The sequence below is a fragment of the Pseudomonas sp. BIGb0176 genome (assembly GCF_024810175.1).
GTDB lineage: Bacteria > Pseudomonadota > Gammaproteobacteria > Pseudomonadales > Pseudomonadaceae > Aquipseudomonas > Aquipseudomonas protegens.
On the sequence record NZ_JANUEC010000003.1, the window covers coordinates 636412 to 662209 of the forward strand.

21 protein-coding genes, 3 tRNA genes and 1 riboswitch are annotated in these 25798 nt (G+C 61.1%); of the genes, 21 read left to right on the forward strand and 3 right to left on the reverse strand.

Annotated features, from left to right (window positions below):
* Positions 1 to 93: 93 nt before the first annotated feature.
* Positions 94 to 1341: a ribonucleotide-diphosphate reductase subunit beta gene (locus tag M2395_RS21075; RefSeq protein ID WP_015636683.1), complete on the reverse strand. Its 1248-nt coding sequence runs from the start codon at positions 1339 to 1341 to the stop codon at positions 94 to 96.
* A 752-nt stretch (positions 1342 to 2093) separates the two neighbouring features.
* Positions 2094 to 2357: a DUF2790 domain-containing protein gene (locus M2395_RS21080; protein WP_011062779.1), complete on the reverse strand. Its 264-nt coding sequence runs from the start codon at positions 2355 to 2357 to the stop codon at positions 2094 to 2096.
* A 411-nt stretch (positions 2358 to 2768) separates the two neighbouring features.
* On the opposite strand from M2395_RS21080, the gene acs reads away from it, so the two are divergent.
* The 14 genes from acs to astE all read left to right on the forward strand — a co-directional run bounded on the left by acs (position 2769) and on the right by astE (position 18739).
* Complete coding sequence (gene acs / locus M2395_RS21085) at positions 2769 to 4724, forward strand: acetate--CoA ligase (RefSeq protein ID WP_011062778.1); 1956 nt, start codon at positions 2769 to 2771, stop codon at positions 4722 to 4724.
* A gap of 603 nt (positions 4725 to 5327) precedes the next feature.
* A complete protein-coding gene (locus M2395_RS21090; protein ID WP_011062777.1) occupies positions 5328 to 6104 on the forward strand; it encodes an ABC transporter substrate-binding protein in 777 nt (258 codons plus the stop codon).
* A 92-nt stretch (positions 6105 to 6196) separates the two neighbouring features.
* Positions 6197 to 6886 (forward strand): ABC transporter permease, encoded by a 690-nt coding sequence (locus M2395_RS21095; protein WP_011062776.1) that lies wholly within the window; start codon positions 6197 to 6199, stop codon positions 6884 to 6886.
* On the forward strand, positions 6883 to 7581 hold the full coding sequence (locus M2395_RS21100) for an ABC transporter permease (protein WP_015636682.1): 699 nt from the start codon (positions 6883 to 6885) through the stop codon (positions 7579 to 7581). The genes M2395_RS21095 and M2395_RS21100 overlap by 4 nt, the downstream gene beginning before the upstream one ends.
* A gap of 1 nt (position 7582) precedes the next feature.
* Positions 7583 to 8695: a succinylglutamate desuccinylase/aspartoacylase family protein gene (locus tag M2395_RS21105; RefSeq protein WP_015636681.1), complete on the forward strand. Its 1113-nt coding sequence runs from the start codon at positions 7583 to 7585 to the stop codon at positions 8693 to 8695.
* A gap of 23 nt (positions 8696 to 8718) precedes the next feature.
* Positions 8719 to 9483 (forward strand): ABC transporter ATP-binding protein, encoded by a 765-nt coding sequence (locus M2395_RS21110; protein ID WP_011062773.1) that lies wholly within the window; start codon positions 8719 to 8721, stop codon positions 9481 to 9483.
* A 112-nt stretch (positions 9484 to 9595) separates the two neighbouring features.
* Positions 9596 to 10576 carry a transcriptional regulator ArgR gene (gene argR / locus M2395_RS21115; RefSeq protein WP_011062772.1) on the forward strand — a complete coding sequence of 327 codons (981 nt, stop codon included), beginning with the start codon at positions 9596 to 9598 and terminating at the stop codon, positions 10574 to 10576.
* Between the two features lie 362 nt (positions 10577 to 10938).
* Positions 10939 to 12159, forward strand: coding sequence for an aspartate aminotransferase family protein (locus M2395_RS21120; protein WP_011062771.1), 1221 nt, complete (start codon positions 10939 to 10941; stop codon positions 12157 to 12159).
* Between the two features lie 133 nt (positions 12160 to 12292).
* Entirely contained in the window at positions 12293 to 13312 is a 1020-nt protein-coding gene (aruF, locus tag M2395_RS21125) for an arginine/ornithine succinyltransferase subunit alpha (protein WP_015636680.1), read from the forward strand.
* An 84-nt stretch (positions 13313 to 13396) separates the two neighbouring features.
* Positions 13397 to 14422, forward strand: coding sequence for an arginine N-succinyltransferase (astA, locus tag M2395_RS21130; RefSeq protein WP_015636679.1), 1026 nt, complete (start codon positions 13397 to 13399; stop codon positions 14420 to 14422).
* Positions 14419 to 15888 (forward strand): succinylglutamate-semialdehyde dehydrogenase, encoded by a 1470-nt coding sequence (astD, locus tag M2395_RS21135; protein WP_172621772.1) that lies wholly within the window; start codon positions 14419 to 14421, stop codon positions 15886 to 15888. Before astA ends, astD begins: the two co-directional genes overlap by 4 nt.
* Before the next feature lie 136 nt (positions 15889 to 16024).
* Entirely contained in the window at positions 16025 to 17371 is a 1347-nt protein-coding gene (gene astB, locus M2395_RS21140) for an N-succinylarginine dihydrolase (RefSeq protein ID WP_011062767.1), read from the forward strand.
* 56 nt (positions 17372 to 17427) lie between these two features.
* Positions 17428 to 17715: a hypothetical protein gene (locus M2395_RS21145; RefSeq protein ID WP_011062766.1), complete on the forward strand. Its 288-nt coding sequence runs from the start codon at positions 17428 to 17430 to the stop codon at positions 17713 to 17715.
* A 13-nt stretch (positions 17716 to 17728) separates the two neighbouring features.
* Positions 17729 to 18739, forward strand: coding sequence for a succinylglutamate desuccinylase (gene astE / locus M2395_RS21150; protein WP_011062765.1), 1011 nt, complete (start codon positions 17729 to 17731; stop codon positions 18737 to 18739).
* Positions 18740 to 18797: 58 nt separating this feature from the next.
* Here the strand turns inward: astE and M2395_RS21155 are convergent, their stop codons facing one another.
* Positions 18798 to 19307, reverse strand: coding sequence for a 6,7-dimethyl-8-ribityllumazine synthase (locus M2395_RS21155; RefSeq protein ID WP_011062764.1), 510 nt, complete (start codon positions 19305 to 19307; stop codon positions 18798 to 18800).
* Positions 19308 to 19428: 121 nt separating this feature from the next.
* Positions 19429 to 19599: riboswitch (FMN riboswitch) on the reverse strand.
* Between the two features lie 218 nt (positions 19600 to 19817).
* On the opposite strand from M2395_RS21155, the gene ltaE reads away from it, so the two are divergent.
* The 7 genes from ltaE to M2395_RS21190 all read left to right on the forward strand — a co-directional run bounded on the left by ltaE (position 19818) and on the right by M2395_RS21190 (position 25794).
* Positions 19818 to 20822, forward strand: a complete 1005-nt coding sequence (ltaE, locus tag M2395_RS21160; protein WP_123431349.1) for a low-specificity L-threonine aldolase — start codon at positions 19818 to 19820, stop codon at positions 20820 to 20822.
* Between the two features lie 146 nt (positions 20823 to 20968).
* Positions 20969 to 23593 (forward strand): alanine--tRNA ligase, encoded by a 2625-nt coding sequence (gene alaS, locus M2395_RS21165; protein ID WP_041752492.1) that lies wholly within the window; start codon positions 20969 to 20971, stop codon positions 23591 to 23593.
* A 97-nt stretch (positions 23594 to 23690) separates the two neighbouring features.
* Complete coding sequence (locus M2395_RS21170; protein WP_011062761.1) at positions 23691 to 24932, forward strand: aspartate kinase; 1242 nt, start codon at positions 23691 to 23693, stop codon at positions 24930 to 24932.
* A gap of 187 nt (positions 24933 to 25119) precedes the next feature.
* Entirely contained in the window at positions 25120 to 25308 is a 189-nt protein-coding gene (gene csrA / locus M2395_RS21175) for a carbon storage regulator CsrA (protein WP_002554426.1), read from the forward strand.
* Positions 25309 to 25370: 62 nt separating this feature from the next.
* A tRNA-Ser gene (locus M2395_RS21180) sits at positions 25371 to 25461 on the forward strand.
* 107 nt (positions 25462 to 25568) lie between these two features.
* A tRNA-Arg gene (locus M2395_RS21185) sits at positions 25569 to 25645 on the forward strand.
* A 72-nt stretch (positions 25646 to 25717) separates the two neighbouring features.
* A tRNA-Arg gene (locus M2395_RS21190) sits at positions 25718 to 25794 on the forward strand.
* The last annotated feature ends 4 nt before the right edge of the window (positions 25795 to 25798 follow it).

Genomic DNA, 25798 nt, shown 5'->3' on the forward strand with positions numbered 1-25798 from the left:
ACTTTGATGAGCCAGTCCCTGTGTAGATTGGTGCGGCCAATAAAAAAGCCCTGACCAGGTCAGGGCTTCTTGTTTGTGTCATTGATCCGGGAATCAATCCCAGCTCAAGGCGCCGCCAGTCTGGTACTCGATCACGCGAGTCTCGAAGAAGTTCTTCTCTTTCTTCAAGTCCATGATCTCGCTCATCCATGGGAACGGGTTGGTGGTACCTGGGTACTCTTCCTTCAGGCCGATCTGCGACAGGCGACGGTTGGCGATGAACTTGAGGTAGTCCTCCATCATCGCGGCGTTCATGCCCAGTACACCGCGCGGCATGGTGTCGCGAGCGTATTCGATCTCCAGTTGGGTGCCCTGGAGGATCATCTGGGTCGCCTCTTCCTTCATCTCGGCATCCCACAGGTGCGGGTTTTCGATCTTGATCTGGTTGATCACGTCGATGCCGAAGTTCAGGTGCATGGATTCGTCGCGCAGGATGTACTGGAACTGCTCGGCAACACCGGTCATTTTGTTGCGACGGCCCATGGACAGGATCTGGGTGAAGCCGCAATAGAAGAAGATGCCTTCCAGAACGCAGTAGTAGGCGATCAGGTTGCGCAGCAGTTCCTTGTCGGTGTCGACGGTGCCGGTTTCGAACTTCGGATCGGAGATCGAACGGGTGTACTTCAGGCCCCAGGCGGCTTTCTTCGCGACCGATGGAATCTCGTGGTACATGTTGAAGATCTCGCCTTCATCCATGGCCAGCGATTCGATGCAGTACTGGTAGGCGTGGGTGTGGATCGCCTCTTCGAACGCCTGGCGCAGGATGTACTGGCGGCATTCCGGGTTGGTGATCAGGCGGTACACGGCCAGTACCAGGTTGTTGGCAACCAGGGAGTCGGCGGTGGAGAAGAAGCCCAGGTTGCGCATGACGATGCGACGCTCGTCGTCGGTCAGGCCTTCCGGGTTTTTCCACAGGGCGATGTCGGCGGTCATGTTGACCTCTTGCGGCATCCAGTGGTTGGCGCAGCCGTCGAGGTACTTCTGCCAGGCCCAGTCATACTTGAACGGCACGAGCTGGTTGAGGTCGGCGCGGCAGTTGATCATGCGCTTCTCGTCAACCGCGACACGGGCGGAAGAGCCTTCCAGCTCGGCCAGGCCTTCGGCGATGTCGAGCTGATCCAGAGACGCCTTGGCGCGGGCTACGGCAGCGGAGTCGCTGGCAGTCACGGTACGGGCTTCGAGAGCGGCGGCGCCACCGGCGCTGTCGAGGCGGTCCATGTTGGCTTCAGTAGCGTGGCCGGCGTTGGCGCCTTTGACCGCAACTTCACCTTCTTCTTTATCGAATTCGTCCCAGCTCAGCATGACGTGTCGTCTCCTGCTCGAGGGCCAGATGCCCGTGTGAAAACAAAAGGGGTGGTTTTTCACACGGCACGCTGGCCGCGTTAAATCATTGGAAATCGTTTGTTGCAGCAGTGAACGCAGGCAATAAACAGAAATACGTGTCCGGGTGCCTGGAGGCCGCTGTCGGGCGGAGCTTGGCGTGCCAGCTCCTGCGCAGGATTCAGCAGGTCGTTTTCATCCGGTAAGGGAATGTTGCAGGCCCGTTTTGAGGACGCATTATAAGGATATTTTCGGGGGCGTGGGGCGACCGATGGGCGCAGGCGAGCCCGAGAAGGGGGGGGGACTTGGAGCAGAGCGCGGGTTTACAAGGCTTTGGCGGTTGAAGATTTTTTTTCACGCTTGAAAAAAACAGCCGGAAATGGCCAAAAAATAGCCAATTTTACTAGATGTTGTGTTTTTGCAAGCCTTTTTGAGGTTTTGAACACAACTCGAATCGCTCGGTCTTGCCTTTGGGAAATCTCCTGGAGCAGGTCTTCAGGGGGGGGCCGGATTTCCTCCGTCGAAGCCGTCGCTGGAGTTGCTCGCAAGGTCGTGGGCGGTGCCATGAGGAGGCCATCAACCTCAGGAGGAAAGGTGCGTGCGATTGCCGGGCTCGCACGTCGTCAGGCTGAGGCCTTTTGCTGCCCATGGGTGGGTAGTCACCAGGCATCTGTGCCGCAAGAGGGATTTCTTGCGGCCGGCAGTCATCAAGGTATGTGCAATGAACTTTGCTATTAGCCGTTAGAGCAACCGTTGCCCATTACGCGATATTGAAGAATATGCCGCTGGCCGTGGGAGTCTTCATATTCCATGCGCGCTGGTACAACTTCGCATACTTCTGGAACTTCGCTCATGGAGATAACTTTGGCGATATCCAGATCAGTCGAGTAAGTGTATTCCTCTACCGGTACTTGCTGGTTGGCGACATCAGTCGGGATCTCATCAGCCATCGCGGTTACGCACAGACTGCTGAGGGCCAGAACTAATAAAGCTTTCATTTGCGTTTTACCTTTCTAAGGTCGTGTGAGGTCACGCAGCCTTTATGGGGCTGCGTGTGGAACTTGAGTAGAAGTTTGATTAACTGCCTTCGTGGGGGCTGCAACTTGGTTAATCAGATTGCCTGTTGGGCGAGGCAGATTTTAGGCGCGGGGGCCGCAGTCATATAGGCGTACTTTTGATAAACACCTTTGACAGTTTTTGTAACAATCGCCGAAAAAGGGCTGTTTGGCAGCTGGCTGGAACTTTTTTGGGTAGGGTGGATATCGCTGTAAGGCGCATTCTTGAAGGGGTTTGGCAAATGAAGGGGTATTTCGCAGGGGGTTGTTACTACCATCGTCGAATGGTTCTATAGACGCCCCCCGGCTACAACGGGGTCATACAAAAACAACTATGTCACCGAGGTAAGAAAGATGAGTGCGGCTTCTCTGTATCCCGTTCGTCCCGAGGTTTTGGCCAATACGCTGACTGACGAGGCGACCTACAAGGCCATGTACCAGCAGTCGGTCGTGAACCCGGACGGTTTCTGGCGCGAACAGGCCAAGCGTCTCGACTGGATCAAGCCTTTTACCACGGTGAAGCAGACCTCCTTCGACGATCACCATGTCGATATCAAGTGGTTCGCCGACGGCACCCTGAACGTCTCCTACAACTGCCTGGATCGCCATCTCGCCGAGCGCGGTGATCAGATCGCGATCATCTGGGAAGGCGACGATCCTTCCGAAAGCCGCAACATCACCTACCGCGAACTGCATGAGGAAGTCTGCAAGTTCGCCAACGCCCTGCGTGGCCAGGACGTGCACCGCGGCGACGTGGTGACTATCTATATGCCGATGATTCCCGAGGCGGTGGTGGCCATGCTGGCCTGTACCCGCATTGGCGCGATCCACTCGGTGGTATTCGGCGGCTTCTCCCCTGAAGCCTTGGCCGGGCGCATCATCGACTGCCGCTCCAAGGTGGTGATCACTGCCGACGAAGGTATCCGTGCCGGCAAGAAAGTGCCGCTCAAGGCCAATGTCGACGATGCCCTGACCAACCCGGAAACCAGCAGCATTCAGAAGGTCATCGTGTGCAAGCGCACCGGTGGCAACATCAAGTGGAACCAGCACCGCGACATCTGGTACGAAGACTTGATGAAAGTCGCCGGCAGCGTCTGCGCGCCGAAAGAGATGGGCGCCGAAGAAGCGCTGTTCATCCTCTATACCTCCGGTTCCACCGGCAAGCCCAAGGGCGTGCAGCACACCACCGGCGGCTACCTGCTGTATGCGTCGCTGACCCATGAGCGGGTGTTCGACTACCGCCCGGGCGAAGTCTACTGGTGCACCGCCGACGTCGGCTGGGTCACCGGCCACACCTATATTGTCTACGGCCCGCTGGCCAACGGCGCCACCACCGTGCTGTTCGAGGGTGTGCCGAACTACCCGGATGTCACTCGGGTGGCGAAGATCGTCGACAAGCACAAGGTCAACATCCTCTACACCGCACCGACCGCAATCCGCGCCATGATGGCTTCGGGCACCGCTGCCTGCGAAGGCGCCGATGGCAGCAGCCTGCGCCTGCTGGGTTCGGTGGGCGAGCCGATCAACCCGGAAGCCTGGGACTGGTACTACAAGAACGTCGGTCAGTCCCGCTGCCCGATCGTCGACACCTGGTGGCAGACCGAGACCGGCGCCACCCTCATGAGCCCGCTGCCGGGGGCGCATGCCTTGAAGCCGGGTTCCGCAGCGCGTCCGTTCTTCGGCGTGGTGCCGGCCCTGGTGGATAACCTGGGCAACATCATCGAGGGCGCGGCCGAGGGCAACCTGGTGATTCTCGACTCGTGGCCAGGCCAGGCACGGACCCTGTACCGCGACCACGATCGTTTCGTCGATACCTACTTCAAGACGTTCCGTGGCATGTATTTCACCGGTGACGGCGCCCGTCGCGACGAAGATGGCTACTACTGGATCACCGGTCGGGTGGATGATGTGCTCAACGTCTCCGGGCACCGCATGGGTACCGCCGAAATCGAAAGCGCCATGGTTGCGCACCCGAAGGTCGCCGAAGCGGCGGTGGTGGGCGTGCCTCACGACATCAAGGGGCAGGGCATCTACGTTTATGTGACCCTCAATGGTGGCGAAGAGCCGAACGAAGCCCTGCGCCTGGAATTGAAGAACTGGGTGCGCAAGGAAATCGGGCCGATCGCCTCGCCGGACGTCATCCAATGGGCGCCGGGCCTGCCGAAAACTCGTTCCGGGAAGATCATGCGGCGGATTCTGCGCAAGATCGCCACGGCGGAGTACGACGGTCTGGGCGATATCTCGACCCTGGCTGACCCGAGTGTGGTGCAGCACCTGATCGATACCCACAAGACCATGAACGTCGCCTGAGGCGGTTTTCGAGTCACCCAGCCCCGCCCGGCCCTGTGCCGGGCGGGGCTTTTTTGTGCGGTGGCGATGGGCCGCAAAGCCCTCTGCGTGGCTGTTGCAGGTGCCGGCTTGCCCGCGAAGAAGGGGCGAATAAATATCGGATTTATCCGTTCGGTGTATCCGAATGTTACCGGTACGGCCGAAGATGTAACCTTGCGCCTACTTTCGGGGCAATGGGAAACGCCGGGCCCCATTTCAGGGCCTTTTATATCCTTATAAAAAATAAGTCATCACGCTGCGCTTGCCGGAATAGAAGGCTTTGCCAATAATAGGCCCGCAATTTGCAGCATAGATCGGTTCCCCGTCTTTCGCTCTTGCATAGAATTGAAGAGCTGTCAATGCGCTGGCCAGGCATTCTCGATGCTTCTGTAATTTGTTGTCGCATTGAGGAAATATCGGCTTCCAGCCTGTCGTTAGAATGCCGGTCACTCGCTCGTCGTTGCCTGTGTGTGAGCCCCCTGCGGGCTGCCCGGGCCGCAGCGCCGCTATTTGCTATTTCACCCATTCGCATATTGGGCTGTCGCTCACTCTGCCGTTTTCGCCCTTTACCGATGGAGTTCTAAGATGAAGAAACTCGTGCTTCTTGGCGCCCTGGCACTGTCCGTGCTGTCCCTGCCGACTTTCGCCGATGAAAAGCCGCTGAAAATTGGTATCGAAGCGGCTTACCCTCCGTTTGCCTCCAAGGCGCCGGACGGCAGCATCGTCGGTTTCGACTACGACATCGGCAACGCCCTGTGCGAAGAGATGAAGGTCAAGTGTGTCTGGGTCGAGCAAGAGTTCGACGGCCTGATCCCGGCACTGAAGGTTCGCAAGATCGACGCCATCCTCTCGTCCATGTCGATCACTGACGATCGCAAGAAATCCGTGGACTTCACCAACAAGTACTACAACACCCCGGCGCGTCTGGTGATGAAGGCCGGTACCCAGATCAGCGACGGCCTGGCCGAGCTCAAGGGCAAGAACATCGGCGTGCAGCGCGGTTCGATCCACGAGCGTTTCGCCCGTGAAGTGCTGGCTCCCCTGGGTGCGCAGATCAAGCCTTACGGCTCGCAGAACGAAATCTACCTGGATGTGGCCGCCGGGCGCCTCGACGGTACCGTGGCGGACGCTACCCTGTTGAATGACGGCTTCCTGAAGACCGACGCTGGCAAGGGCTTCGCCTTCGTCGGTCCGGCCTTCACCGACGTCAAATACTTCGGCGACGGCGTAGGGATCGCCGTGCGCAAGGGCGACAAGGCCGATCTGGACAAGATCAACGCCGCCATCGCTGCCATTCGTGAGAACGGCAAGTACAAGCAAATCCAGGACAAGTACTTCGACTTCGACATCTACGGCAAGTAAGACCGTCGAATCAGTCAGTCCGAGATGGCGCAAGCAGCAGAGTCTCTGAAGTTTGCGCCATTTTTTCATCCCAATTTTCGAGGACCTGAATCATGTTGAAAGGCTACGGGGCTGTCATCCTCGATGGCGCTTGGCTGACGCTTCAGCTCGCCTTGTCGTCCATGGCCCTGGCCATTGTTCTGGGTCTGATCGGGGTTGCGCTGCGCCTCTCGCCGGTGCGCTGGCTGGCCTGGCTGGGCGACCTGTACTCCACGGTAATCCGCGGTATTCCCGACCTGGTGCTGATCCTGCTGATCTTCTACGGCGGCCAGGATCTGCTCAACCGGGTGGCGCCGCTGCTGGGTTATGACGATTACATCGACCTCAATCCGCTGGCGGCCGGTATCGGCACCCTGGGCTTCATCTTCGGTGCCTACCTCTCCGAAACCTTCCGTGGCGCCTTCATGGCGATCCCCAAGGGGCAGGCGGAAGCCGGCATGGCCTACGGCATGAGCAGCTTCCAGGTGTTCTTCCGGGTGATGGTGCCGCAGATGATTCGCCTGGCGATTCCCGGCTTCACCAACAACTGGCTGGTACTGACCAAGGCGACCGCGCTGATTTCCGTGGTGGGCCTGCAAGACATGATGTTCAAGGCCAAGCAGGCGGCGGATGCCACTCGCGAGCCATTCACCTTCTTCCTTGCAGTGGCGGCGATGTACCTGGTGATCACCAGCGTCTCGTTGCTGGCACTGCGTTACCTTGAGAAGCGCTACTCGGTAGGCGTAAGGGCGGCTGATCTATGATCTTCGACTACAACGTCATCTATGAGGCCCTGCCGCTGTACTTCGGCGGCCTGCTGACCACCCTGAAACTGCTGGCGCTGTCGCTGTTCTTCGGTTTGCTGGTGGCGCTGCCCCTGGGGCTGATGCGGGTGTCCAAGCAGCCGCTGGTGAACATGTCAGCCTGGCTCTACACCTATGTGATCCGCGGCACGCCAATGCTGGTGCAGCTGTTCCTGATCTACTACGGCCTGGCTCAGTTCGAAGCGGTGCGCGAGAGTTTCCTCTGGCCCTGGCTGTCCAGCGCGACCTTCTGCGCCTGCCTCGCCTTTGCCATCAACACCAGCGCCTACACCGCGGAAATCATCGCCGGCAGCCTCAAGGCCACGCCCAATGGCGAGATCGAGGCGGCCAAGGCCATGGGCATGTCGCGCTACAAGATGTATCGCCGCATTCTCTTGCCATCGGCTCTGCGCCGCGCACTGCCGCAGTACAGCAACGAAGTGATCATGATGCTGCAGACCACCAGTCTGGCGTCCATCGTGACCCTGATCGACATCACCGGCGCGGCGCGGACGGTCAACGCGCAGTACTACCTGCCGTTCGAGGCCTACATCACCGCCGGCGTGTTCTACCTGTGCCTGACCTTTATCCTGGTGCGCCTGTTCAAGCTGGCCGAAGGCCGCTGGCTGCGCTACCTGGCGCCGCGGAAGCACTGATATGGAACGCATCGATCATCCATTGCCCTGGAATCACCTGGGTAGCGAGCGGCATATCTCGGTGTTCCGTTTCGGCAGTGGCGAGCGCAAGGCCTATATCCAGGCCAGCCTGCATGCTGACGAGTTGCCGGGCATGCGTACTGCCTGGGAGCTGAAGAAGCGCCTCGGCGAACTGGAAGCCCAGGGGACTCTCAACGGCGTCATCGAGCTGGTGCCGGTGGCCAACCCGCTGGGCCTGGGCCAGTTGCTGCAAGGCAATCACCAGGGGCGTTTCGAGGCCGGCAGCGGCAAGAACTTCAACCGTGATTTCGTCGAGTTGAGCGAGCCGGTCGGCCAGCGCCTGCAAGGGCGCCTGGGGGATGATCCGCACGCCAATGTGCGCCTGATTCGCCAGGCCATGGCCGAGGTGCTGGCGGAGCTACCGCCGGCGTCCAGCCAGTTGCAGGGCATGCAGCGGGTGCTCCTGAGCCATGCCTGCAGCGCTGATGTGGTGCTGGACCTGCATTGCGATGCCGAGGCGGCGCTGCACATGTATGCATTGCCGCAGCATTGGCCGCAGTGGCGCTCCCTGGCCGCGCACCTGGATGTGAAGGTCGGCCTGCTGGCGGAAGATTCCGGTGGCAGTTCGTTCGACGAAGCCTGTTCGTTGCCCTGGTTGCGCCTGTCGCGGCAGTTCCCTGAAGCGCAGATCCCCTTGGCTTGCCTGGCAACCACCCTCGAGCTGGGCGGCCAGGCCGACACCGGGCGGCCTCAGGCCCAAGCGCACGCCGAAGGCATCCTGGCGTTTCTTGCCGAGCAGGGGTTGATTGCCGGTGATTGGCCGGCCCCCGGGCGCGAAGCCTGCGAGGCCATGCCTTTCGAAGGCACCCAACTGCTGTATGCGCCGCACCCCGGCGTGGTGAGCTTTCTGCGTCCGGCCGGTAGCTGGGTGGAGGCGGGCGAGCCGGTTTTTGAAGTGATTGATCCCCTATTCGATCGGGTCAGCACGGTGTGTGCTGGCACCAGCGGCGTGCTGTTCGCCGTTGAGCGGCTGCGTTATGCCCAACCCGGTTTCTGGCTGGCCAAGGTGGCGGGGCGCGAAGCGCTGCGTCACGGGCGCTTGCTCAACGACTGACTGTTTTTGTGAGAACCGACCGCATGTACAAACTTGAAGTCCAAGACCTGCATAAGCGCTATGGCAGTCACGAAGTGCTCAAGGGCGTGTCCCTGAAGGCCGCAGCTGGCGATGTAATCAGCATCATCGGCTCCAGTGGCTCGGGCAAGAGTACATTCCTGCGCTGCATCAACCTGCTGGAGCAGCCCCATGCGGGCAAGATCCTGCTGAACAACGAAGAGCTGAAGCTGGTAGCCAACAAGGACGGCGCCTTGAAGGCCGCCGATCCCAAGCAGTTGCAGCGCATGCGCTCGCGCCTGTCGATGGTGTTCCAGCATTTCAACCTGTGGTCGCACATGACCGCGATTGAAAACATCATGGAAGCGCCGGTGCATGTGCTGGGTGTGTCCAAGGCCGAGGCTCGCGAGAAGGCCGAGCACTACCTGGCCAAGGTCGGTGTGGCGCACCGCAAGGATGCCTATCCGGGGCACATGTCCGGTGGCGAGCAGCAACGGGTGGCGATTGCCCGGGCTCTGGCGATGGAACCGGAAGTCATGCTGTTCGACGAGCCGACCTCGGCCCTGGACCCGGAACTGGTGGGCGACGTCCTGAAGGTCATGCAGGCCCTGGCCCAGGAAGGCCGGACCATGGTGGTGGTGACCCACGAAATGGGCTTTGCCCGTGAGGTGTCCAACCAGCTGGTGTTCCTGCACAAGGGTGTGGTGGAAGAGAGCGGCAACCCGCGTGAAGTGCTGGTGAACCCGCAATCAGAACGTTTGCAACAATTCCTCTCGGGCAGCCTCAAGTAATAGCTGCCGTTGTGCACCAAATTAGGTCATGCTGCGCACCGCGCGCCAGATGGTCTAACTTGGTGCTGCCGCCCTTGGCTTCTCACCTTGTTTTCGTTTCGGATTGCCCGCCATGACTGCCCATCGAATTGGTTTCCTGATTTGGCCCAGCACTAAAGCCTTGACGCTGGCGCTGGCTGAGGAGGCCTTGCGTGTTGCCCAGCGGGTGCACCCGGAAGTGGTCTATGAGCTGGCTTTCCTGCAGGCTGAGGCCCCGGCCGAAGGCGCCTGGCAACTGCCGGGCGAGCCTTGGGCGGGCAAGCTGGAAGGTTGTCAGAAACTGTTCCTGCTGGCGGACGAGCCGCCGGCGCCGATGAGTTCCGGCTTGAGCAGTGCCCTCAAGCAGCTGGTGCGTGCCGGCTGTGTGATTGGTGGGTTGTCAGCCGGGGTTTACCCCTTGGCACAACTGGGGTTGCTCGATGGTTATCGGGCAGCGGTGCACTGGCGCTGGCAGGATGATTTCGCCGAGCGTTTTCCCAAGGTCATCGCCACCAGCCATCTGTTCGACTGGGACCGTGATCGCCTGACCGCGTGCGGTGGCATGTCGGTGCTGGACTTGCTGCTGGCGGTGCTGGCCCGGGATCATGGCGCCGAGCTGGCCGGTGCGGTGTCCGAGGAACTGGTGGTGGAGCGCATTCGTGAAGGCGGCGAGCGCCAGCGTATCCCGCTGCAAAATCGCCTGGGCTCCAGCCATCCGAAGCTGACCCAGGCAGTGCTGCTGATGGAGGCCAATATCGAGGAGCCGCTGACCACCGACGAGATTGCCCAGCACGTCTGTGTTTCCCGTCGTCAGTTGGAGCGGATCTTCAAGCAGTACCTGAACCGCGTGCCCAGCCAGTATTACCTGGAGCTGCGCCTGAACAAGGCCCGGCAGATGCTGATGCAGACCAGCAAGTCAATCATTCAGATCGGCCTGTCCTGTGGTTTTTCTTCCGGCCCGCACTTCTCCAGCGCTTATCGCAACTTCTTTGGCGCCACCCCGCGTGAAGATCGCAATCAGCGGCGCAGCAGCAGCCCGTTCGAACTCTCCTCCGTGCCTTCCGAGCGCGGCTGACCCCGTATTGTAGGAGCCGGCTTGCCGGCGAATCCCACAGGCCACCCGCTCGCCCGCAAAATCCCGTTCGACGCCCTCTTGTCGTAACGTCGATAACCTTTTCGAGATTTGGGGCCGCCCGCCACGTAACTACCTGGGTAATTACCTTGGGCAAATTGCCCGGCAAATCTGCCGCTGAGGCTGTGCGCAGTTTAAACTGCGCCTTTGCGACGCTATTTGTCGCATTGCCATAAACCCGCTTAAAACCTGGGTTGGCGCTATAAGAAGTTGTCGCTTGGCGACAAGGCCGGGCACAAAACTGTCCTTACAATCCCTCCATCGCTCGCCAGTTTCAGGCGGGTGTTCCTCTTCAGGAGACTCCGATGTCCGTTGAGCAAGCTCCGGTGCAACGCGCCGATTTCGACCAGGTGATGGTTCCCAACTACGCACCTGCGGCCTTCATTCCTGTGCGTGGCGCGGGGTCCCGAGTATGGGATCAGTCGGGTCGGGAACTGATCGACTTCGCCGGCGGCATCGCGGTCAACGTACTGGGCCACGCCCATCCGGCCCTGGTAGGCGCACTGACCGAGCAAGCGGGCAAACTGTGGCATGTGTCCAACGTCTTCACCAACGAGCCGGCCCTGCGCCTGGCCCACAAGCTGATCGACGCCACCTTCGCCGAGCGCGTGTTCTTCTGCAACTCCGGCGCAGAAGCCAACGAGGCCGCCTTCAAGCTGGCCCGTCGCGTGGCTCACGATCGTTTCGGCGCCGAGAAGTACGAAATCATCGCCGCCCTGAACAGCTTCCACGGTCGTACCCTGTTCACCGTGAACGTGGGTGGCCAGTCCAAGTACTCCGATGGCTTCGGTCCGAAGATCACCGGCATCACCCATGTGCCGTACAACGATCTGGCCGCCCTGAAAGCCGCGGTTTCCGACAAGACCTGCGCCGTGGTGCTGGAGCCGATCCAGGGCGAGGGCGGCGTGCTGCCGGCCGAGCTGGCCTACCTGCAAGGCGCCCGCGAGCTGTGCGACCAGCACAACGCGCTGCTGGTGTTCGACGAAGTGCAGACCGGCATGGGCCGCAGCGGCGAGCTGTTCGCCTATCAGCATTACGGCGTGACCCCGGACATCCTCACCAGCGCCAAGAGCCTGGGCGGCGGTTTCCCGATCGCGGCGATGCTGACCACCGAAGCGCTGGCCAAGCACCTGGTAGTCGGCACCCACGGCACCACCTACGGCGGCAATCCGCTGGCGTGTGCGGTGGCCGAGGCGGTGATCGACGTGATCAACACCCCACAGGTGCTCAATGGTGTGAAAGCCAAGCACGACCGCTTCAAGACCCGTCTGTTGCAGATCGGTGAGAAGTACGGCCTGTTCACTGAAGTCCGCGGCCTGGGCCTGTTGCTCGGCTGCGTGCTCAGCGAGGCTTGGAAGGGCAAGGCCAAGGACGTGTTCAACGCGGCCGAGAAAGAAGGCCTGATGATCCTGCAAGCCGGCCCTGACGTGGTGCGCTTCGCGCCGAGCCTGGTGGTCGAGGATGCCGATATCGACCAGGGCCTGGACCGCTTCGAGCGCGCCGTGGCGAAATTGACTCAAGCCTGATCCAGGGCGGCGGTGCTTCTCGGCGCCGGCCTTTGCGGCCGGCGTCGAGCCTAATTCCTGTGCCGGGCTATCCCGGCATTTTTTTCCCTGAGTCGGACGGTTTCCGACCTGTTTTAGAGTAAGGAGTGACACCATGCTGGTGATGCGCCCCGCGCAAATGGCTGATCTGGGCGAGGTACAGCGTCTGGCTGCAGACAGCCCGATTGGTGTCACCTCCTTGCCGGATGATGTGGATCGCCTGAGCGACAAGATCGCCGCAAGCGAGGCTTCGTTCGCCGCTGAAGTGAGCTTCAACGGTGAAGAGAGCTACTTCTTCGTCCTGGAAGACAGCGACAGCGGCAAGCTGGTGGGCTGCTCGGCGATTGTCGCCTCGGCCGGCTACTCCGAGCCGTTCTACAGCTTTCGCAACGAAACCTTCGTCCACGCTTCCCGCGAGCTGAAGATCCACAACAAGATCCACGTCCTGTCCCAGTGCCACGACCTCACCGGCAACAGCCTGCTGACCAGTTTCTACGTGGTACCGGAGCTGGTGGGCTCGGCCTGGTCGGAGCTCAACTCCCGCGGCCGCCTGTTGTTTGTCGCCAGCCACCCGGAGCGCTTCGCCGATTCGGTGGTGACCGAGATCGTCGGCTACAGCGATGAGCATGGCGACTCGCCGTTCTGGGATGCCATCGGGCGCAACTTCTTCGACCTCAACTACGCCGAGGCCGAGCGCCTGTGCGGCCTGAAAAGCCGGACCTTCCTCGCCGAGCTGATGCCCCATTACCCGATCTACGTGCCGCTGCTGCCGGATGCGGCCCAGGAAGCCATGGGCCAGGTGCACCCGCGGGCACAGATCACCTTCGACATCCTGATGCGCGAAGGTTTTGAAACCGATCACTACATCGACATCTTCGACGGTGGCCCGACCTTGCATGCGCGGGTCTCGGGTATCCGCTCGATTGCCCAGAGCCGCGTGGTGCCGGTGAAGATCGGTGAAGCAGCCAAGGGCGGCGGCCGCCAGTACCTGGTCTCCAACGGCCAGTTGCAGGATTACCGCGCCGTGTTGCTGGAGCTGGATTACGCCCCGGGCAAACCGGTGACCCTGGACCTGCAAGCCGCCGAAGCCCTGGGCGTCGGCGAAGGCGCCAGCGTGCGCCTGGTGGCGGTTTAACGCCTGCTTTCACTACCTGGAAAGCAAGCCTAGAAGCAGCGAGTTTCGCGCAGGCCGCCAGCGGCCTGCGTCTGAGGAGATAGCATGATCGTTCGTCCCGTACGCAGCAGCGATTTACCCGCGCTGATCGACCTGGCCCGCAGCACCGGCACTGGCCTCACCACCTTGCCGGCCAACGAAGAGCGCCTGACCCACCGGGTCGGCTGGGCGGAAAAGACCTTTCGCGGTGAAGCCGAGCGCGGCGATGCGGACTACCTGTTCGTGCTGGAAGACGACAACGGCCGGGTGGTGGGCATTTCCGCCATCGCCGGCGCCGTCGGCCTGCGCGAGCCCTGGTACAACTTCCGGGTCGGCCTGACGGTCAGCGCCTCCCAGGAGCTGAACATCTACCGCGAGATCCCCACGCTGTTCCTGGCCAATGACCTGACCGGCAACTCCGAGCTGTGCTCGCTGTTCCTGCATGCCGATTACCGCACCGGCCTCAACGGCCGCATGCTGGCCAAGGCGCGGATGCTGTTCATCGCCGAGTTCCCGCAGCTGTTCGGCAACAAGATCATTGCCGAGATGAGGGGCATGTCCGACGAGAATGGCCGCTCGCCGTTCTGGGAAAGCCTGGGCCGGCACTTCTTCAAGATGGAGTTCAGCCAGGCCGACTACCTGACCGGCGTCGGCAACAAGGCCTTCATCGCCGAGCTGATGCCCAAGTTCCCGCTCTATACCTGTTTCCTGTCCGAAGATGCGCGCAACGTCATCGCCAAGGTCCACACCGACACCGAGCCGGCGCTGGCCATGCTCAAGAGCGAAGGCTTCAGCTACCAGGGCTATGTCGACATCTTCGACGCCGGCCCGGCGGTGGAGTGCGAGACCAGCAAGATCCGCGCAGTGCGTGACAGCCAGGCGCTGGTGCTGGCCATCGGCACCCCGGGCGACGACGCCACGCCGTTCCTGATCCACAACCGCAAGCGCGAGGACTGCCGCATCACCGCGGCACCGGCGCGCTTTGCCGCCGGCACCCTGGTGGTCGATCCCCTGACCGCCAAGCGCCTGCAACTCAACGCCGGCGACCAGGTCCGCGCGGTTCCGCTGTCTGCTTCTCGGGAGTCGAAATAATGAGCACGCTGTACATTGCCGGCCAATGGCTGGCCGGTCAGGGCGAGGCCTTCACCTCGGTCAATCCGGTGACCCAGGCGGTCATCTGGTCGGGTAACGGTGCCACTGCCGCACAAGTGGAGAGCGCCGTGCAGGCTGCCCGCCAGGCGTTTCCGGCCTGGGCCAAGCGTTCCCTGGAAGAGCGCATCAGCGTGCTCGAAGCCTTTGCCGCCAGCCTGAAGAGCCGTGCCGACGAACTGGCCCGCTGCATTGGCGAGGAAACCGGCAAGCCGCTGTGGGAAGCTGCCACCGAAGTCACCAGCATGGTCAACAAGATCGCCATCTCGGTGCAGAGCTACCGCGAACGTACCGGCGAGAAGAGCGGCCCGCTGGGCGACGCCACCGCCGTGCTGCGGCACAAGCCCCACGGTGTGGTGGCGGTGTTCGGCCCCTACAACTTCCCTGGCCACCTGCCTAACGGGCACATCGTTCCCGCTTTGCTGGCCGGTAACAGCGTGCTGTTCAAACCCAGCGAGCTGACGCCGAAAGTCGCCGAGCTGACGGTGCAGTGCTGGATCGAAGCCGGCCTGCCGGCCGGTGTGCTGAACCTGCTGCAAGGCGCTCGGGAAACCGGCATCGCCCTGGCGGCCAATCCGGGTATCGATGGGTTGTTCTTCACCGGTTCCAGCCGTACCGGCAATCACCTGCACCAGCAGTTCGCCGGGCGCCCGGACAAGATCCTGGCCCTGGAAATGGGCGGCAACAACCCCCTGGTGGTGGAGCAGGTCGCCGACCTGGACGCTGCGGTGTACACCATCATCCAGTCGGCCTTTATCTCGGCTGGCCAGCGTTGCACCTGCGCGCGGCGCTTGCTGGTGCCGCAAGGCGCCTGGGGTGACACGTTGCTGGCGCGCCTGGTGGCGGTCAGCGCAACCATCGAGGTCGGCGCGTTTGACCAGCAGCCTGCGCCGTTCATGGGCTCGGTGATCTCCCTGGGCGCCGCCCGCGCACTGATGGATGCGCAGCAGCAGCTGTTGGCCAACGGCGCCGTAGCCTTGCTGGAAATGACCCAGCCCCAGGCCCAGGCCGCCTTGCTGACCCCGGGCATCCTGGACGTTAGCGCCGTGGCCGAGCGCCCTGATGAGGAGCTGTTCGGGCCGTTGCTGCAAGTGATCCGCTACGCTGATTTCGATGACGCGATCGCCGAGGCCAACAACACTCAGTACGGCCTGGCGGCCGGTCTGTTGTCGGACTCCGCCGAGCGCTACCAGCAGTTCTGGCTGGAAAGTCGAGCAGGTATCGTCAACTGGAACAAGCAGTTGACCGGCGCCGCCAGCAGCGCGCCATTCGGTGGCGTGGGGGCCTCGGGCAACCATCGGGCCAGTGCCTATTACGCGGCGGACTACTGCGCGTACCCGGTGGCTTCCCTGGAAACCCCGAGCCTGGTGCTGCCGAGCGCGTTGACGCCGGGTGTGCGCCTGTCCTGATTGGCGTGGCCTTTTCGCCGGCAAGCCGGCTCCTGCAGATCTGTGCAGGAGCCGACTTGCCGGCGAACGAGCGCACCGCGTTCGCCATGTGTAGATATCGATTGCCTATAACAAACAGATTCGTGGAGCCTCGCTGATGAAATCCTATGAAGTCAATTTTGACGGGCTAGTGGGGCCGACCCATAACTACGGCGGCCTGTCCTACGGCAACGTTGCCTCCCAGAGCAACAGCCAGCAGGGCTCCAATCCCAGGGAAGCGGCGCTGCAAGGCCTGGCGAAAATGAAAGCGCTGATGGAAATGGGCTTTCAGCAAGGCGTGCTCGCCCCGCAAGAGCGCCCGGACGTGGCCGCCCTGCGCAACCTGGGTTTTGCCGGAACAGACGCCCAAGTCATCCAGCAGGCCGCCAAGCAGGCGATGCCATTGCTGGTCGCCAGTTGCTCGGCATCGAGCATGTGGGTGGCCAACGCCGCCACGGTCAGCCCCAGTGCCGACACCGCCGATGGCCGTGTGCACTTCACTGCCGCCAACCTCAACTGCAAATACCATCGCAGTATCGAGCACCCCACCACCAGCCGCGTGCTGGGGGCCATGTTCGCCGACCAGAAGCATTTCGCCCATCACGCGGCCCTGCCGGCGGTAGCGCAGTTCGGCGACGAAGGCGCCGCCAACCACACGCGCTTCTGCCGTGACTATGGCCAGGCCGGCGTGGAGTTCTTCGTCTTCGGTCGCAGTGCTTTCGATACTCGCTACCCGGCACCGCAGAAGTACCCGGCACGCCAGACCCTGGAAGCTTCCCAGGCCGTCGCCAGGTTGCATGGCCTGAGCGAGGAAGGGGTGGTCTATGCCCAGCAGAACCCTTCGGTGATCGACCAGGGCGTGTTCCACAACGACGTGATCGCGGTGGGCAATGGCGAGGTGTTGTTCTATCACGAGGACGCCTTCCTCGAGACCGATAAGATGCTCGCCGAGTTGCAGGGCAAGCTGGGCAAGCGCGGCGGCAACTTCCAGTCGATCTGCGTGCCGCGTTCGCAGGTGACGGTGGAAGATGCCGTGCGCTCCTACCTGTTCAACAGCCAGTTGCTGTCACGCGCCGACGGCTCGATGCTGCTGATCGTGCCCGAGGAATGCCGCGGCAACGAGCGGGTCTGGCAGTACCTGCAAAGCCTCACCAGCTCTGGCGGGCTGATTCGTGAAGTGAAGGTCTTCGACCTCAAGCAGAGCATGCAGAACGGCGGTGGCCCGGCGTGCCTGCGCTTGCGCGTAGCGCTCAAGGAAACCGAGCTGGCGGCGGTCAATCCTGGGGTTATCATGACCGCGCCGTTGTACGACACCCTGACCCAATGGGTCGGCAAGCACTATCGCGACCGCCTGAGCGAAAGCGACCTGGCGGACCCGCAACTGCTGCTTGAGTGCCGGACGGCACTGGATGAACTGACGCAAATCCTTAAACTGGGCGCGGTTTATCCCTTCCAGATCAATTGAAAGCCAGCGCCCGGCGATCCCGGGCGCGCAGCTTTACCCCAGATGAGAACCGACCCATGAGCGATACCCTGCAGCTGATCCTTGAAGACACCGACGGCACTCAGCTGGAAACGTCCTGCACCCGTTTCGCCGTGCTGTGGCAGGGCAAGGAAGTGTGGATCCAGCAGGACGGCCGCGGCCAGCTGCTGATCGGCGTGGATGTGGAAGAAGGCGATGCGGAATACGCCAGCCTGCTGCTGCGCCCACTGGCGACCAACCTGGTCAGCCTGCAACTGGAAATGGAGCCGGCCGACGCCGGTGACGATGATCACGTGCACGGCCCTGACTGCGGCCACGCTCACTAAGGAAGTCCGCTCTATGCTCGCCCTCGGCAAACTGCTTGAACTGACCCTCGCCGGCCGTGAACCGGCGGAGAAGACTCAACTGACTGTCGACGGCGTGCGCATGCGCTGGCTGAGCGAGGGGGCGCTGGAAGTGCGGCCGCCCGAGGCTCGCGATAACGGCCTGGACCTGCTGCTGTCAGCGGGAATCCATGGCAACGAGACGGCTCCCATCGAGCTGCTCGACCGCTTGTTGCATGACATCGCCCGGGGCGATCTGAAGCCCCGCGCACGTATCCTGTTCCTGTTCGGCAACCCCGAGGCCATGCGCCGCGGCGAGCGTTTTGTCGAACAGGACGTCAACCGGCTATTCAATGGCCGGCATGAATCGAGCAGTGGTTTCGAAGCCCTGCGCGCTTGTGAACTGGAGCGATTGGCGGCGAGCTTCTTCAGCCAGCCCGATCGCCAGCGCCTGCACTACGACCTGCACACGGCAATCCGCGGCTCGAAGATCGAGCAGTTTGCCCTGTACCCATGGAAGGACGGGCGTCAGCATTCACGCCGTGAGCTGGCCCGCCTGCGGGCTGCCGGTATGGAAGCGGTGCTGTTGCAGAACAAGCCCTCCATCGTTTTCAGTGCCTACACCTACGATCAGCTGGGGGCCGAGTCCTTCACCCTGGAGTTGGGCAAGGCACGGCCATTCGGGCAGAACCAGGGGGTCAATGTCGAACGCCTGGAAACCCGGCTCAAGCAGATCATCGACGGTAGCGAACCACCTGCGGAGCAGGACAGCCTCGACGGGTTGCAGTTGTTCAGCGTGGCTCGGGAAGTCATCAAGCACAGCGACAGCTTCCACCTGCATCTGCCGGCAGACATCGAGAACTTTTCCGAACTGGAAGTGGGTTACCTGCTGGCCGAGGATATCGCCCAGACCCGCTGGGTCATCGAGGAGACGGGGGCACGGATCATTTTCCCCAATCCCAAGGTGAAGAACGGCTTGCGCGCAGGGATTCTGATTGTGCCGGCCACGGCCGACGGCCTGGCCTGAGGTTCGCCGGCAAGCCGGGCCCCCGCAGGAGCCGGCTTGCCGGCGATACCGCTACCGCTTAAACCGCTACCGCACGCTGCTCGTTACGGCGCAGGGCGCGGACCTTCTGCAGGGTGTCGGCACAGGTTCTCGCCGCTTCCTGGCCTTTGTGCACGAAGTGCTCGAAGAAGAACTTCTGATGCTCTTCACCCGCATGGAAATGATGCGGGGTCAGCACCACCGAGAAGACCGGCACTTCGGTTTCCAGTTGCACTTGCATCAGGCCGCTGATGACCGACTGGGCGACGAACTCGTGACGGTAGATGCCACCGTCCACCACCAGGCCGGCAGCAACGATCCCGGTATAACGACCGGATTTGGCCAGCAGCTTGGCGTGCAGCGGGATTTCGAAGGCGCCGCCGACTTCGAAGAAGTCGATATCGGATTCCTGATAGCCCTGGGCGAGCATTTCAGTGACGAAGCCCTGACGGCTCTGATCGACGATTTCCTTGTGCCAGCAGGCCTGGATAAAGGCGACGCGCTCGTTGGGGTGGTGTTTGCTTTTGCTATCGATTGCAGTGGGTTGCATCTGTTCTGACTCCTGTTTGTGTGAAAAACAGGGCATATATGAATCGAATGGGATTTAAGGGTGCGCGCAGAACGGTCGTGGATTTCCCACGAACTGCCCGGCAACGGCCCTTTGGCGCCAATCCCGTTCTCTCTTCATCCGGACTATGACCGTCGGCCCCGGAATCACACCGGGTCTGCTGACCTTGTCGTCACCTGTGGCCAAGCCACCGGTCTCGCCAAGCGCTCGCGGGCTATGCGCATTGCACGCAATTACCGCCGGTGGGGAATTGCACCCCGCCCTGAGAACGTTTGCCCGCAATTTTTCGCGGGCGGTGAGTTTTTAACACAGATCCTCTCGAGACGCATCGCACCTTTTGGATAATTCTCATCGGATTTTTCAACGCCAGACTCAGGCTTTTCTACAGTTGTTGCTTGATTATTGCCGGCCATGGCCGCAGTTTCGTTTCGAAAGGGAGTTCCCCCTGTTCAAGAGCGGACCTTGCAGGTCCCACAGCCGAGGCCAGATGTGATGAGCGTGATCGATCTTCGTAGTGACACCGTGACCCAGCCGACCCCTGGCATACTCGATGCCATGGCCAGTGCGCCCACCGGGGATGATGTGTACGGCGAAGATCCGACAGTCAATCGGTTGGAAGGTGAATTGGCGCGGCGCCTGGGTTTTGCTGCGGCGCTGTTCGTGCCCTCGGGCACCATGAGCAACCTGCTGGCCTTGATGGCTCACTGTGAGCGGGGCGACGAGTACATCGTCGGGCAACAGGCCCATACCTATAAATATGAAGGCGGGGGCGCGGCGGTACTCGGCTCTATCCAGCCCCAGCCACTGGAATTGCAGGCTGACGGTTCGCTGGACCTTGTCCAGGTGGCTGCGGCCATCAAGCCCGATGACTTTCATTTTGCCCGCACCCGCCTGCTGGCCCTGGAAAACACCATGCAGGGCAAGGTGCTGCCCTTGGCCTACCTGGCCCAGGCGCGGGCCTTTACCCGGGAACACGGGCTGGCCCTGCATCTGGATGGCGCGCGGCTGTACAACGCAGCGGTCAAGCTGGGGGTGGATGCACGGGTGATTGCCGAGCATTTCGATTCGGTGTCGGTGTGCCTGTCCAAAGGTCTAGGTGCGCCGGTGGGCTCGGTGCTGTGTGGCTCGGTGGAACTGATCGCCAAGGCCCGGCGCCTGCGCAAGATGGTCGGTGGCGGCATGCGCCAGGCAGGCGGTTTGGCGGCAGCGGGGCTGTATGCCCTGGACCATCAGGTACAGCGTCTGGCCGACGACCACGCCCATGCACAATTGCTGGCCGATGGCTTGCGGCGGGTGGGCTACAGTGTCGAGCCGGTGCAGACCAACATGGTGTATGTAGAGATGGGGGATCGGGCTGAGGCGCTCAAGGCGTTCGCCGCCGAGCGCGGGATCAAGCTCAGCGCCGCATCACGGTTGCGTCTGGTCACTCATCTGGACGTCAGCGCCGGGCAAATCGAGCACGTGCTGAGCACTTTTGCCGAGTTTTCCCGTAACTGACAGTGTTCTCCGTCCAATTGACTGTTTGTATCGTACAAACACGCTGTACCTAGTGATTAACGCCGATATAATGCGGCCCTTTGCCGTCGTTTCGTCTGTTGACGTTGCGCACAGGCCTTTGGCCGCAGTCTCCGTGGAAGAACCTAATGAAAAGCGCAGAAATCCGTGAAGCCTTCCTCCGCTTCTTCGAAGAGCAAGGCCACACCCGTGTAGCCTCCAGCTCCTTGATCCCAGGCAACGACCCCACCCTGCTGTTCACCAACGCGGGGATGAACCAGTTCAAGGATTGCTTCCTGGGGCAGGAAAAGCGCGCCTATACCCGCGCTGTCAGCAGCCAGAAGTGCGTCCGCGCCGGCGGCAAGCACAACGACCTGGAAAACGTCGGTTATACCGCTCGTCACCACACCTTCTTCGAAATGCTGGGCAACTTCAGCTTCGGTGACTACTTCAAGCGTGATGCGATCACCTTCGCCTGGACCTTCCTGACCTCCGACAAGTGGCTCAACCTGCCCAAGGAAAAGCTCTGGGTCACGGTGTATGCCACCGACGACGAGGCCTACGACATCTGGACCAAGGAAGTCGGCGTACCCGCCGAGCGCATGGTGCGTATCGGCGACAACAAGGGCGCGCCTTACGCTTCCGACAACTTCTGGACCATGGGCGATACTGGCCCGTGCGGCCCTTGCACCGAGATTTTCTACGATCACGGCGCCGATATCTGGGGCGGCCCGCCCGGCTCGCCTGAAGAGGACGGCGACCGTTACATCGAAATCTGGAACAACGTGTTCATGCAGTTCAACCGCACCGCCGATGGCGTGTTGCACCCGCTGCCCGCGCCGTCGGTGGACACCGGCATGGGCCTGGAGCGGATCAGCGCGGTGCTGCAGCACGTGCACTCGAACTATGAGATCGACCTGTTCCAGAGCTTGCTGGATGCGGCAGCCAAGGCCATCGGCTGTACCAACGATGCCCAGGCTTCGCTGAAAGTGGTGGCGGACCATATTCGTTCCTGCGGCTTCCTGATTGCCGACGGCGTACTGCCGTCCAACGAAGGCCGTGGCTATGTGCTGCGCCGGATCATTCGCCGCGCTTGCCGTCACGGCAACAAACTGGGCGCCAAGGGCAGCTTCTTCTATCAGATCGTTGCCGCCCTGGTTGCCGAGATGGGCGAAGCCTTCCCGGAGCTGAAGTCCCAGCAGGCGCACATCGAGCGTGTGCTCAAAGCCGAAGAAGAGCAGTTCGCCAAGACCCTGGAGCAGGGCTTGAAGATCCTCGAGCAGGACCTGGCCGAGCTCAAGGGCTCGGTGGTGCCGGGCGACGTGGTGTTCAAGCTGTACGACACCTACGGTTTCCCGATGGACCTGACTGGCGATATCGCCCGCGAGCGCAACCTGACTCTCGACGAGGAAGGCTTCGAGCGCGAAATGGAAGCCCAGCGTGTGCGTGCCCGCTCCGCCAGTTCTTTCGGCATGGACTACAACAGCCTGGTCAAGGTCGACGTGGCCACCGAGTTCACCGGTTACCACGCCACCAGCGGTTCGGCGAAAGTGGTTGCTCTTTATAAGGAAGGGCAATCGGTCGACGTGCTGAGCGAAGGCGAAGAGGGTGTGGTGATTCTTGACCAGACCCCGTTCTATGCCGAATCCGGCGGCCAGATCGGTGACTGCGGTTATCTTCAGGCTGGCAACGCGCGTTTCGACGTGCGCGACACCACCAAGACCGGCGGTGCCTTCCTGCACCATGGCGTGCTGGCCAAGGGTAGCCTGACTGTTGGTGCGCCGGTTGAAACCCAGGTCGACGCGCAAGTGCGCCACGCGACCTCGCTGAACCACTCGGCCACCCACTTGCTGCACGCTGCGCTGCGCCAGGTATTGGGCGAACACGTACAGCAGAAGGGCTCGCTGGTGGACAGCCAGCGCCTGCGTTTCGACTTCAGCCACTTCGAGGCGATCAAGCCCGAGCAGATCAAGGCGCTGGAAGACATCGTCAACGCCGAGATTCGCAAGAACACCCCGGTGGAAACCGAAGAAACTGATATCGATACCGCCAAGAAGAAGGGCGCCATGGCGCTGTTTGGCGAGAAGTACGGCGACAGCGTGCGCGTACTGAGCATGGGCGGCGACTTCTCGGTAGAGCTGTGTGGCGGTATCCACGCCAATCGTACCGGCGATATCGGCTTGCTGAAAATCACCAGCGAAGGCGGTGTGGCTTCCGGCGTGCGTCGTATCGAGGCAGTGACTGGTGCTGCGGCCCTGGCGTACCTGAATGCGGCGGAAGAACAACTCAAGGAAGCGGCGACCCTGGTCAAGGGCAGCCGCGACAACCTGATCGACAAGCTGTCAGCAGTGCTGGAACGCAACCGCTTGCTGGAGAAGCAACTCGAGCAGTTGCAGGCCAAGGCTGCAAGCGCCGCGGGCGATGATCTGTCCGCTCAGGCGGCAGACGTCAAGGGCGTGAAAGTGCTGGCTGCGCGTCTTGACGGCCAGGACGGCAAGGCGCTGCTGGCGCTGGTGGATCAGTTGAAAAACAAACTCGGCCGCGCAGTGATCCTGCTCGGCAGTGTCCATGAGGAAAAGGTCGTACTGGTTGCCGGTGTAACCAAGGACCTGACTGGCCAACTCAAAGCCGGTGATTTGATGAAGCAAGCCGCTGCGGCAGTGGGCGGGAAGGGCGGTGGTCGTCCAGACATGGCGCAGGGCGGCGGTGTTGATGCCGCTGCACTGGATGCCGCGCTGGCCCTGACCGTGCCATTTGTCGAGCAGGGTATTTAAGGCGCCGAGCCGGGCCCGTCGTCTAGTGGCGGGTCCTTGCGCTGTGCAGTTTGATTGTTTAACGGGCGCCCCTTTACGGGCTGAGGCGGCTTAGAAAATGGCTTTGATCGTACAGAAATTTGGAGGCACCTCGGTCGGCTCTGTCGAGCGGATCGAGCAGGTCGCCGACAAGGTGAAGAAGTTCCGCGAAGCCGGCGATGACCTGGTGATCGTGCTGTCGGCGATGAGTGGCGAAACCAACCGCCTGATCGATCTGGCCAAGCAGATCAGTGGCGAAGCCAAACCGGTTCCCCGTGAGCTGGATGTGATCGTCTCCACCGGCGAGCAAGTGACTATCGCGTTGCTGGCCATGGCGTTGATCAAGCGCGGTGTTCCGGCGGTGTCCTATACCGGTAACCAGGTGCGCATCCTCACCGACAGCGCTCACAATAAAGCGCGAATCCTGCAGATTGATGATCAGAAGATTCGTGGCGATCTGAAAGCCGGTCGTGTGGTAGTGGTTGCCGGTTTCCAGGGCGTTGACGAGCACGGCAACATCACCACCCTGGGTCGTGGTGGTTCCGACACCACCGGTGTGGCGCTGGCGGCGGCTCTGAAGGCCGATGAGTGCCAGATCTATACCGATGTGGACGGCGTCTACACCACCGATCCGCGGGTTGTGCCCAAGGCTCAGCGCCTGGACAAGATCACCTTCGAAGAGATGCTGGAAATGGCCAGTCTCGGTTCCAAGGTGCTGCAGATCCGTGCGGTCGAGTTTGCTGGCAAGTACAACGTTCCGCTGCGCGTTCTGCACAGCTTTCAGGAGGGTCCGGGCACCCTCATTACTATTGATGAAGAGGAATCCATGGAACAGCCGATCATTTCCGGCATCGCTTTCAACCGCGATGAAGCCAAGCTGACTATCCGTGGCGTGCCAGACAATCCTGGCGTGGCCTTCAAGATCCTTGGCCCGATCAGCGCGGCGAACATTGAAGTCGACATGATCGTGCAGAACGTTTCGCACGATAACACCACCGACTTCACCTTCACCGTGCACCGCAATGACTACCTGGCGGCCCAGACCGTGCTGGAAAACACCGCACGTGAAATCGGTGCCCGCGAAGTGGTAGGCGACACAGACATTGCCAAGGTATCGATCGTTGGTGTCGGCATGCGCTCCCACGCGGGCGTTGCCAGCCGCATGTTCGAGGCCCTGGCTAAAGAGAGCATCAACATCCAGATGATCTCCACTTCTGAAATCAAGGTTTCGGTGGTGATCGAGGAGAAGTACCTGGAGTTGGCGGTACGTGCGCTGCACACCGCTTTCGAGCTCGACGCTCCGGCCCGACAGGGCGAGTGATGCGTGTTTGAAAGGGCGCGGTCTGACCGCGCCCTTTGTGTTTTTGATCGGCACGGGAGAAAACTGTTCTTTTGCCCGTGCTAGTCAATACTTAGGCGTGTAGGACTGCAGCCGACCCGGTTGTAGGCCAACACCCTTTTTTTTGCAGACTGTAGTCCCTGAAAATGTAATGCGTGAGGAGAAAGGTATGCTGATTCTGACTCGTCGGTGCGCAGAAAGCCTGATCATTGGTGATGGCGAGATCACTGTGACCGTGCTCGGCGTCAAAGGTAATCAAGTGCGTATTGGTGTCAACGCCCCCAAAGAAGTGGCGGTTCACCGTGAGGAAATTTACCTGCGGATTAAGAAAGAGAAGGACGAAGAACCAAGCCATTAATTTTTATCGTTTTTTTTGTTTGCAAACGGGGAGAAAGCTGGTTAATATACGCCCCGTGTTGCGGAGAGCTGGCCGAGTGGCCGAAGGCGCTCCCCTGCTAAGGGAGTACACCTCAAAAGGGTGTCGGGGGTTCGAATCCCCCGTTCTCCGCCATTATTTGCTTAGTACGTTGTAATCTGGCTTCTTCTGTAAGTTGTTGAAATTACTAGAAAAAGTGCTTTACAAAAAGATTTAACGGCCTATAATGCGCGGCAACAAATGCACTCGTAGCTCAGCTGGATAGAGTACTCGGCTACGAACCGAGCGGTCACAGGTTCGAATCCTGTCGAGTGCACCATTTAAGAGTTAGTTACAGTTATGTAGTTAACTTGGCTTCAACCAGTTGTGGTCTGGTCTAAAAACACAAAATGCACTCGTAGCTCAGCTGGATAGAGTACTCGGCTACGAACCGAGCGGTCACAGGTTCGAATCCTGTCGAGTGCACCATACA

What these genes read in the sequence shown, in the direction of transcription:
- M2395_RS21100 (WP_015636682.1), top strand. Translation starts at nt 6,883, where the DNA reads ATGATCTTCGACTACAACGTCATCTATGAGGCCCTGCCGCTGTACTTC.
- alaS (WP_041752492.1), top strand. Translation starts at nt 20,969, where the DNA reads ATGAAAAGCGCAGAAATCCGTGAAGCCTTCCTCCGCTTCTTCGAAGAG.
- M2395_RS21090 (WP_011062777.1), top strand. Translation starts at nt 5,328, where the DNA reads ATGAAGAAACTCGTGCTTCTTGGCGCCCTGGCACTGTCCGTGCTGTCC.
- astA (WP_015636679.1), top strand. Translation starts at nt 13,397, where the DNA reads ATGATCGTTCGTCCCGTACGCAGCAGCGATTTACCCGCGCTGATCGAC.
- M2395_RS21080 (WP_011062779.1), bottom strand. Translation starts at nt 2,357, where the DNA reads ATGAAAGCTTTATTAGTTCTGGCCCTCAGCAGTCTGTGCGTAACCGCG.
- astB (WP_011062767.1), top strand. Translation starts at nt 16,025, where the DNA reads ATGAAATCCTATGAAGTCAATTTTGACGGGCTAGTGGGGCCGACCCAT.
- M2395_RS21145 (WP_011062766.1), top strand. Translation starts at nt 17,428, where the DNA reads ATGAGCGATACCCTGCAGCTGATCCTTGAAGACACCGACGGCACTCAG.
- M2395_RS21105 (WP_015636681.1), top strand. Translation starts at nt 7,583, where the DNA reads ATGGAACGCATCGATCATCCATTGCCCTGGAATCACCTGGGTAGCGAG.
- M2395_RS21120 (WP_011062771.1), top strand. Translation starts at nt 10,939, where the DNA reads ATGTCCGTTGAGCAAGCTCCGGTGCAACGCGCCGATTTCGACCAGGTG.
- M2395_RS21075 (WP_015636683.1), bottom strand. Translation starts at nt 1,341, where the DNA reads ATGCTGAGCTGGGACGAATTCGATAAAGAAGAAGGTGAAGTTGCGGTC.
- M2395_RS21170 (WP_011062761.1), top strand. Translation starts at nt 23,691, where the DNA reads ATGGCTTTGATCGTACAGAAATTTGGAGGCACCTCGGTCGGCTCTGTC.
- M2395_RS21095 (WP_011062776.1), top strand. Translation starts at nt 6,197, where the DNA reads ATGTTGAAAGGCTACGGGGCTGTCATCCTCGATGGCGCTTGGCTGACG.
- ltaE (WP_123431349.1), top strand. Translation starts at nt 19,818, where the DNA reads ATGAGCGTGATCGATCTTCGTAGTGACACCGTGACCCAGCCGACCCCT.
- M2395_RS21155 (WP_011062764.1), bottom strand. Translation starts at nt 19,307, where the DNA reads ATGCAACCCACTGCAATCGATAGCAAAAGCAAACACCACCCCAACGAG.
- acs (WP_011062778.1), top strand. Translation starts at nt 2,769, where the DNA reads ATGAGTGCGGCTTCTCTGTATCCCGTTCGTCCCGAGGTTTTGGCCAAT.
- csrA (WP_002554426.1), top strand. Translation starts at nt 25,120, where the DNA reads ATGCTGATTCTGACTCGTCGGTGCGCAGAAAGCCTGATCATTGGTGAT.
- astE (WP_011062765.1), top strand. Translation starts at nt 17,729, where the DNA reads ATGCTCGCCCTCGGCAAACTGCTTGAACTGACCCTCGCCGGCCGTGAA.
- aruF (WP_015636680.1), top strand. Translation starts at nt 12,293, where the DNA reads ATGCTGGTGATGCGCCCCGCGCAAATGGCTGATCTGGGCGAGGTACAG.
- M2395_RS21110 (WP_011062773.1), top strand. Translation starts at nt 8,719, where the DNA reads ATGTACAAACTTGAAGTCCAAGACCTGCATAAGCGCTATGGCAGTCAC.
- argR (WP_011062772.1), top strand. Translation starts at nt 9,596, where the DNA reads ATGACTGCCCATCGAATTGGTTTCCTGATTTGGCCCAGCACTAAAGCC.